Source organism: Coprococcus intestinihominis (assembly GCF_040096555.1).
Taxonomy (GTDB): Bacteria; Bacillota; Clostridia; order Lachnospirales; family Lachnospiraceae; genus Coprococcus_A; species Coprococcus_A intestinihominis.
The window spans coordinates 1-6357 of record NZ_JBBMEK010000195.1; the positions used below are offsets into that span (position 1 = coordinate 1).

Consider the following 6357-nt stretch of genomic DNA (forward strand, 5'->3'; position numbering starts at 1 on the left):
GTTTTTATATGTTTGTTTAGCGTTTTAACAGCGATTATTTTTTATAAGGGATATAAGGACATGCAATATCAGCAGCAGATTTCTGATATGAATTTTGAAATGCTGAAGAGACAGTATGAGATGATTCAGAAGATGTATACAGAGAAAAGAATGATGCTGCATGATGCTGTTCATCAAGATGTGCTGATATTGGAATATTTAGAGAATGGCAAATATAGAGAAGCACAGACATATTTTGAAAAGAAGATCGCAGCAACTAAAAAGAAGAGTAAAAACAGATATACAGGGATAGAAGTGTTAAATCTGATGCTGAATTATGAGATAGAACAGGCAGAGGAAAAGACAATTCGTGTAAACTGTGCTGTTGAGGCGTATCATTGCCCCGTGGATGAAACTGAGTTATGTATTATTATAGGTAATTTATTTGATAATGCTATTGAGGCAGTCAAAGATCTTCCGGATGAACAGAGACAGATTGATTTCTCTATACAAAATCCCAATGGTATTTTCCGTATAGAAATATCAAACCCTTATGAGGGTGAGAGAAGAAAGATAGAATATCATTATCTGACCACGAAGAAGGAAAATACAGAAATGCATGGGTTGGGGTTAATGAGTGTTCAAAAAATTGTGGAAAAGTATGACGGATTAATAGAAATCAGTGACGAAGATAATGTGTTCAGGGGTGTTGTTACATTTTATGATGAAGAGGTGAAGGATAGTGCAGGAACTTGAATTAGCAAAAGGTTTGTTAGAGGAATTAAAACATATTGAAAAATTACAACAAAATGTAAAAGAATCTGAATCAGATGATTTTACAGGACATATCGGAGGATTGTATACTTTATTGTGTTGCTAGGTATGGTAGGGTGTCTGCAGGAAAAATTCCTGTCAGACACTTTTTTTTAGGGGATTATAGATTATTATTAGAAAGAGCAAGATGGACAGTAGAGATTTATTGAAATTAATAGGTAAAAATAAAGATACACAGCAATTTTGGAAAAAATTTTTAGGCAAAGATATACTGGATGAATTGTTAAAGTATCCTGGGCTTTTGAGCATGCAGGATGTGAAACGTGCAAAGATAGCAAAAGAAGAAAAATAGTTTTTTGTTAAATGCATATTCAGTGTAAGTACAGAAAATGGATTTAAATTTGAAAGAGAAGAACGAGTTTTTGATAGTTTTTATGAGAAATTGGGTCAGTATATTAGAATTATTTTGAAACAAAAGCTGATTGCTTCACTAACAGAAAATATGATAGACAGTCTGGTAAAACAGATAGTTCAAAGAGTTTTTTTGATTCCCTTCAGATGTTTGATAGCAGATATGCATGAGAAAAAAGATGCTGGGCAATTAAATGGTCATTCAAGTGCAGAAGAATAAGAGTGGAAAAGTTATCAGATTGGTATAAGGATTTTCAGACGAAAGTCATTCAAAGTGCTTTACTGATGTATGACAAAAAGAAAGAAAACTGGAACGGGCAACTGGGACAGCCGCAGTCGAAAATAGGAGAGTTGACAGCTGAAAGAATTGCAAAGTGGGTGTTCAATGCTGCTGTTTTAACAGGAGACAAAATGGAATGGACCAGTGTCATTTATGGTAAAGATGGATGGACAAAAGCTGGAAAAGCAGATATTTATTTATACAATGGTTTAAGCGGCATATTTCTTTTCTTTGAAGCAATGTGGCAGAGGGAGTATAAAGACGCTTACTATTCAGTGGTTGAACAATTGAAAAAACAGCTATTTGAACATACAGATACTTTAATTCAGGATGACAGCAGCCATCCAAATGACAGGATGGGACTGTTTGATGGTGAAGCATCCGTTGCCTTTACATATTGGATAATGTATGAGCTTGCGGCAGAAGAAAGCTATATAGTTTACGCTAAGAAACAGTGTCAGTTTGTTTTGGATAATGATTATCAGGTAACCAGTGATGATTTAATACAGGGAAGGGCAGGAATCATTATTTTAATGCTGCTTATGTATAAGACAACACAGGATAAGATGTATCTTGATACTGCCCAGAAAGTAGGAATAGATTTGATAAAAAGTATTCAATCAAAGCATTGTCTTGCAGGCATGGCACATGGATACAGCGGTATGGCAGTGGCGATGGCTTTGTTGGGAAGCTATACAGGAGAAGAAAAGTATAAAGAAATTGTGCTGGAGTTATGTCGAAAGGAAGACCAGTTGTTTGATTGTTCAATGAATAATTGGCTTGATATTCGAGAAGGAAGGGAACATCCTAGAAATACTGTTGCATGGTGTCATGAAAGTGCAGGAATACTCGTAGCACGTGCATTGATTCATAAGATAAGTGGTTTAACAATGGATCAGCTTTTTAAGGATATTCCATTGAATCAGGTGATAGATCAAATGTGCCAGACAGAAAAAACAGATTGGTGTTTATGTCATGGACAGGCCGGTCTGTTGATAGTAGAAAGATATATTCGTCATGTCTTTGGTTATGAAGAAGAAAAATGGTATGAGAATGTGGCAAAATATTTAGATAAACGACTATCAATTGAAGATATTTTAAATTATGGCATGATGCAAGGATTAGTTGGAATAGGAATTTTCCTGTTATTTTGGGAGTGGGAAAGAGATTAAGACAGAAAATAGGCAGATAAAGGAAACGCAATTGAATCCGGCTAATTGTGTGCTATGATTGCCATACAACATAAGTAAACCACTATCCAGATGAAAGATTGGAGGAGTACGATGAAAAAGAGAAACTTTGTATGTTTGATGATTCTGATATGTGCATTGTTAACAGGCTGTCAGTCAACACCGGAACAGGATGTGATTGCGAATAAAAATGATCATCAGGTTCGTCAGACTGATGTTAGCCAGGCCGATAGTGATACAACTTCTGAAGATCAGAGTGCAGATGGTACAGAAATCGTATCAGAAGCAATTTCAGAAACATTTGATGCAGATACAGAAGGGGTGTCAATTAATGTACAGGCGGATGAAGTGAAAGCACATCCTGTACCGATTGTGTATGCTGAAGCAAAAGAGATTTCTGTAGATGATGTGAAGCGCTGGTCAAAGGCTTTTTATGGAACCGAAGATGTCTATGATGGAAGAAATGAAATGACAAAGTCAGAGATTGAAGAGGCGATTCTCTGGCGGCAACAGGCTATCAATGACAGAGAGAGTTTGATAGCAGAAGGCTATACGGAAGAAGAAGCAGATAGTGTGATTCAGTTATATAAAGATGAAATTAAAAATTTGAAAGCGCATTATTCAGAGGCAATTGACAATGATGAACGAGAAAAAACCGACTGGACATTTCGGCCGGCTTCTTATTATATGAAAGAAGAATACGATGATGATGATAATGATGAATGGGATGATATCGATCAAACAGAAAAATTAAAAGTCATTGGAGATTGTGATGGAAAACGTGCGTATATAAGCGCCAGTAATAGATCTACACAAGATTACCAATTACATACGCTGATGTTTTATTGGGAAGATGAAGACGATGGTGTGTTAGTGGGGAGTGCACCTTCATTGAGCCAGGAAGAAGCGATTCAGATGACGGATGAGAAGCTGAAAGAACTGACAGATGGCACATGGAAAGTAAATAACGTCTGGTCAAATCATAATCAATGGCATATTCGATATATTCCGATTTTAAATGATGTCCCTTGTGTATACAGCGATATTGGATATACGTCAGAAGATGCCTATGCAGCCAACCTGGAATATGAACAGATTGATTTTACACTGACGGATGATAAGATTGTGTCGGCAGAATGGGATTCACCGATGCAGATCACATCAACAGAAGATCAGTCGGCGACTCTGTTGTCTTTTAATGATATTTATCAGGCATTTAAAAATTATATGCAGGTCAAATGTACTTTGAATTCTCTTGGACTGGCGACAGATGATCCGGAAGAAGATGGCGTGGCAGGTGTGCAGGCCTATGCAAACATTACAGATATCAGTCAGATGTACTGCCGTGTCAAGGTGAAAAATACAGACCAGTCATATCAATATGTACCAACGTTTGTTTTCAGTGGCTATACAAGCCAGGGCGATTATAAAGAAGACGACTGGGTGAATCAATATTGCGTGGTCAATGCCATTGACGGGACGATCATCAATACCTGGCTGGGATATTAAGAGAAGAGGGAAATGTTAGTATACGATAGAAAACAAATCAGCCGGATGCAGAAAATAATCATTCCGGCTTTGGTTTTTACAGCGATTGTGTTGATGGGCAACATGGATACGCTCATGGCTGATTGGACGCAGTCTGAGCCCTTGGAGAGGGGAAAAACGTTGACATTGATTCTGCAAATGCTGACAACAGGCAATGCACTGTTAGTGGCTCCTGTTATGTGTGCCTTTCCATACAGTGCAGCCTGCATCGATGAAATCAGATCCGGCATGTTTAAAAATATTCTCTACAGGACAGATAAAGCAAGCTATATTCAGTCAAAAGCGATGGCCTGTCTGATATCCGGAGTAATGACTTTGATGGCATCGGCACTTCTTGTTACATTGATCAGCGTCGTTTTATTGCTGCCACGGGAGACAACGTCGGTCATCGGCGATGTGGCTGCTTCACCGGAAAATATACAGAGTCCATTGATCCGGCAGCTGATCGGACTAATCTTTCGCTATGGTTGTTTTGGTGCTGTCTGGTCTCTGGTGGGGATGCTGTTGTCACTGGGCACCTTCAATCGTCTGATGGCATGGATCGGACCATTTATTGTAGATTATTTGCTGGAAATCCTATATGAAAGATATTTTGATGGCCTGAAATTGTTCTATCCGAAGGAATGGCTGGTGATGAGCTGGAATTGGCCGCTTGGTGACTGGGGAATCTGTCTGTGGCTGCTGCTTCTGGCAGGAATGATTTATCTGGTGGTAAGAAGAACAGGGATGAGGTGTCTGGAACGTGTGGTATAAAGGAAAAATGGTGCTGTCGGTGGCTTCCTATAATTTCCTCCGATGGCACAAAAATGCAAGGGTTGTAACCGCCTTTCTGCTGGATTTTATTCTCTGTTACCTTCTGACAGACAAAGCGGTACAGTTTGCCCTGGAGCGGGACACAACCATGCAGATTTTTGAAGCTTTCATATGGACATTTGGAGACAGCAATGCGATTTTGCTTGTGTCACTGCTGTTGTTGATTTTATTTGCGGATATGCCCTTTATCACCACGGCAACGCCTTTTTATCTGATGCGGACTACAAGGCGTGTGTGGGTTGTGGGGCAGATGGTGTATGTGGCGCTGGCAACGCTGCTTTTTATGGTATTTACACTTTTTTCCACGGTGGTGCTGACCATGCAGAATGCTTTTGCAGGCAACCGGTGGAGCCGGACAGCGGCGGCACTGGCTTATTCCGGCAGCGGCAAAGAACTGAATCTGCCGTCAGCGGTGAAAGCTATCGAGATGAGCCGGCCATGGCAGAGTATGCTCTGGGTATTGGCACTGATGCTTTTGTATACATTGGTGATGGTTCTGGTAATGCTGCTGTTTAATATATGGAAAGGACAGATATCGGGGATTGCAGCGGTGATTTCCTTCAGCTGTTACGGTCTGCTGCTGAATCCGGACAATATTAAGAAGGTGCTGCATCTGCCGGATCAGTTAAGCTACAAGGCCAGAGTGTTGGTGGGGTGGATATCGCCCCTGAATCAGGCAACCTTTTATATGCATAATTTTGGCTATGATAAGCTGCCAACATTGGGACAGACTGTGGCAATCGGCCTTGCTTTACTGGCAGTATTGTTGATATTAACCATATGTGCCATTCGTCGGTATGCATTTTCATTCAGCGGAACGGAGGGAAAATAATGCGTGATGTGATCAGGGTCATGGATGTGAGCAAAAGTTTTGGCGAGGAGACCGTGCTGCATCATATCAGTTATGATTTTAAGGAAGGCCGGATTTACGGCATTGTGGGCAACAACGGCAGCGGCAAGACCGTGCTGATGAAATGTATCTGCGGATTTCTGATTCCGGATTCCGGTGAAATTACCGTGAATTATAAGCGAATCGGCAAAGATATGGATTTTCCCCAGGATACGGGAATTATTATTGAGACACCGGGATTTCTGCCGAATCTTACAGGCATGAGAAATCTTGAACTGCTGGCATCTCTTCGCAAAAAAATTGACAAAAAGGCAGTGGCAGAGGCCATCCGGGCAGTAGGATTGGATCCGGAGATGAAGAAGCCTGTCAGCAAGTATTCCCTTGGCATGAGGCAGCGCCTTGGCATTGCACAGGCACTGATGGAGGATCCCTCCCTGCTGATTCTGGATGAGCCCTTTAACGGCCTGGACAAGCACGGTGTCAGTCAGATGCATGAACTGATACTGGTTCAG

9 protein-coding genes are annotated in these 6357 nt (G+C 40.5%); all 9 read left to right on the forward strand.

Translation table 11 applies throughout. The features are described 5' to 3' along the window. Nucleotides 1–735: sensor histidine kinase (locus WMO25_RS13225; RefSeq protein ID WP_349085674.1), on the forward strand; the 735-nt coding region annotated here is incomplete at its 5' end. Continuing rightward, complete coding sequence (locus WMO25_RS13230) at nt 722–859, forward strand: hypothetical protein (protein ID WP_349085675.1); 138 nt, start codon at nt 722–724, stop codon at nt 857–859. The genes WMO25_RS13225 and WMO25_RS13230, both read left to right, overlap by 14 nt. 81 nt (nt 860–940) lie before the next feature. Continuing rightward, nucleotides 941–1105 (forward strand): hypothetical protein, encoded by a 165-nt coding sequence (locus tag WMO25_RS13235; protein WP_349085676.1) that lies wholly within the window; start codon nt 941–943, stop codon nt 1103–1105. 90 nt (nt 1106–1195) lie between these two features. After that, nucleotides 1196–1384: a hypothetical protein gene (locus WMO25_RS13240; protein ID WP_349085677.1), complete on the forward strand. Its 189-nt coding sequence runs from the start codon at nt 1196–1198 to the stop codon at nt 1382–1384. A 2-nt stretch (nt 1385–1386) separates the two neighbouring features. Further along, nucleotides 1387–2616 (forward strand): lanthionine synthetase LanC family protein, encoded by a 1230-nt coding sequence (locus WMO25_RS13245; RefSeq protein ID WP_349085679.1) that lies wholly within the window; start codon nt 1387–1389, stop codon nt 2614–2616. Nucleotides 2617–2727: 111 nt separating this feature from the next. Further along, complete coding sequence (locus WMO25_RS13250; protein ID WP_349085680.1) at nt 2728–4143, forward strand: DUF6034 family protein; 1416 nt, start codon at nt 2728–2730, stop codon at nt 4141–4143. Nucleotides 4144–4155: 12 nt separating this feature from the next. Further along, on the forward strand, nt 4156–4935 hold the full coding sequence (locus WMO25_RS13255; RefSeq protein ID WP_349085681.1) for a hypothetical protein: 780 nt from the start codon (nt 4156–4158) through the stop codon (nt 4933–4935). Further along, nucleotides 4925–5827, forward strand: coding sequence for a hypothetical protein (locus tag WMO25_RS13260; RefSeq protein ID WP_349085682.1), 903 nt, complete (start codon nt 4925–4927; stop codon nt 5825–5827). Before WMO25_RS13255 ends, WMO25_RS13260 begins: the two co-directional genes overlap by 11 nt. Continuing rightward, on the forward strand, nt 5827–6357 hold a 531-nt coding region (locus WMO25_RS13265), incomplete at its 3' end, for an ATP-binding cassette domain-containing protein (RefSeq protein ID WP_349085683.1). The genes WMO25_RS13260 and WMO25_RS13265, both read left to right, overlap by 1 nt.